Raw genomic sequence first — 1,874 nt, forward strand, 5'->3', positions numbered from 1 at the left:
ATGAGGATTCCACCCCTGCGGTCCGCCGTTAAGATGGAATCTGATGTGAGCCCACGGACCCATGCAGTAGTCCTCATCGACGTAGGAATCGATGAGTTTAGCTTCCGACGGAGTGCAACCACTTCCGCCGCTGACTTTGTCAGCACATTCCGGTTGATCCTGCCGGAGGCCATTGCTATCGGAGTCCGATTTAGCCATGCTAGTTGCACGAGTTGAGACTCGTAGCATATAGCTCAGTAACACGTGGCCAAACTACCCTACAGACCGCGATAACCTCGGGAAACTGAGGCCAATAGCGGATATCACTCTCAGGCTGGAGTGCCGAGAGTGAGAAACGTTCCGGCGCTGTAGGATGTGGCTGCGGCCGATTAGGTAGATGGTGGGGTAACGGCCCACCATGCCGATAATCGGTACAGGTTGTGAGAGCAAGAGCCTGGAGACGGTATCTGAGACAAGATACCGGGCCCTACGGGGCGCAGCAGGCGCGAAACCTTTACACTGCACGACAGTGCGATAGGGGGACTCCGAGTGCGAGGGCATATAGCCCTCGCTTTTCTGAACCGTAAGGTGGTTCAGGAACAAGGACTGGGCAAGACCGGTGCCAGCCGCCGCGGTAATACCGGCAGTCCGAGTGATGGCCGATATTATTGGGCCTAAAGCGTCCGTAGCTTGCTGTGTAAGTCCATTGGGAAATCGACCAGCTCAACTGGTCGGCGTCCGGTGGAAACTACACAGCTTGGGGCCGAGAGACTCAACGGGTACGTCCGGGGTAGGAGTGAAATCCTGTAATCCTGGACGGACCACCAATGGGGAAACCACGTTGAGAGACCGGACCCGACAGTGAGGGACGAAAGCCAGGGTCTCGAACCGGATTAGATACCCGGGTAGTCCTGGCTGTAAACAATGCTCGCTAGGTATGTCACGCGCCATGAGCACGTGATGTGCCGTAGTGAAGACGATAAGCGAGCCGCCTGGGAAGTACGTCCGCAAGGATGAAACTTAAAGGAATTGGCGGGGGAGCACCACAACCGGAGGAGCCTGCGGTTTAATTGGACTCAACGCCGGACATCTCACCGGTCCCGACAGTAGTAATGACAGTCAGGTTGACGACTTTACTCGACGCTACTGAGAGGAGGTGCATGGCCGCCGTCAGCTCGTACCGTGAGGCGTCCTGTTAAGTCAGGCAACGAGCGAGACCCACACTTCTAGTTGCCAGCAACACCCCTGCGGTGGTTGGGTACACTAGGAGGACTGCCATTGCTAAAATGGAGGAAGGAATGGGCAACGGTAGGTCAGTATGCCCCGAATGGACCGGGCAACACGCGGGCTACAATGGCTCTGACAGTGGGATGCAACGCCGAGAGGCGGAGCTAATCTCCAAACGGAGTCGTAGTTCGGATTGCGGGCTGAAACCCGCCCGCATGAAGCTGGATTCGGTAGTAATCGCGTGTCAGAAGCGCGCGGTGAATACGTCCCTGCTCCTTGCACACACCGCCCGTCAAAGCACCCGAGTGGGGTCCGGATGAGGCCGTCATGCGACGGTCGAATCTGGGCTCCGCAAGGGGGCTTAAGTCGTAACAAGGTAGCCGTAGAGGAATCTGCGGCTGGATCACCTCCTACTGACCGGGATCAGGCCCTTGGCCTGACCCACCTACACTTGGTTGTTGGTCACAACAACCAGACGGAACTGACTGGTGACCGCAAGTCACCGCGAGTCGGCAAGCGCCGGCTACTGCATGGGCCCGCTGGGCTCACAAAGACCTATCCGAGGCGGATATCCCTTCACCGGGATGTCGGGTGCAACTCCCGACGGGTCCGTACTTCGTATCGCCCTCGAATCCGTCCCTTAAGTGTGGGACGGCGTTCGGATGTGA

General features: G+C 57.7%; 1 rRNA gene. It reads left to right on the forward strand.

What is annotated here, in order from left to right:
• Positions 1-146 precede the first annotated feature (146 nt).
• Positions 147-1,618: ribosomal RNA gene (locus C437_RS05350) — 16S ribosomal RNA — on the forward strand.
• Positions 1,619-1,874 lie beyond the last annotated feature (256 nt).

It is taken from the genome of Haloarcula vallismortis ATCC 29715 (genome assembly GCF_000337775.1).
Taxonomy (GTDB): Archaea; Halobacteriota; Halobacteria; order Halobacteriales; family Haloarculaceae; genus Haloarcula; species Haloarcula vallismortis.